This window comes from Corallococcus praedator, from assembly GCF_003612125.1.
In the GTDB taxonomy this organism is placed as follows: domain Bacteria; phylum Myxococcota; class Myxococcia; order Myxococcales; family Myxococcaceae; genus Corallococcus; species Corallococcus praedator.
On sequence record NZ_RAWI01001258.1, the window covers coordinates 1 to 410 of the forward strand.

Below are 410 nucleotides of genomic sequence, written 5' to 3' on the forward strand. Positions count from 1 at the left end.
GACCACCATCGTCGCCCAAAAATTCGGGTAGCGCATAGGCATCGTCGTAGCCGCGCTGGTTGCCAACAAACTCGCACAGGTCTTCAATTTCGTTGGTATCGACAAACGGACATTGCAGCCGGATAATGTCAGAGTTGGACGACAGCAGCATGTCGCCCATGCCCACTAACTGCTCGGCTCCACCCGTGTCTAAAATGGTCCGAGAGTCGATTTTAGACGTTACTTTGAAGGATAGCCGCGCCGGAAAATTGGCCTTAATGAGACCCGTAATGACGTTGACCGAGGGCCGCTGCGTAGCCACAACGAGGTGAATGCCAATGGCCCGCGCCAACTGAGCCAGCCGGGCAATAGGCTGCTCAACCTCCTTGCCAGCCGTCATCATCAGGTCGGCCAATTCGTCAATAATCAGC

General features: G+C 55.1%; 1 protein-coding gene. It reads right to left on the reverse strand.

Features of this window, described 5'->3' with window-relative positions; translation table 11 throughout:
• A partial coding sequence (locus tag D7Y13_RS50215; RefSeq protein ID WP_279637219.1) for an FtsK/SpoIIIE domain-containing protein occupies window positions 1–410 on the reverse strand: 410 nt, incomplete at both ends.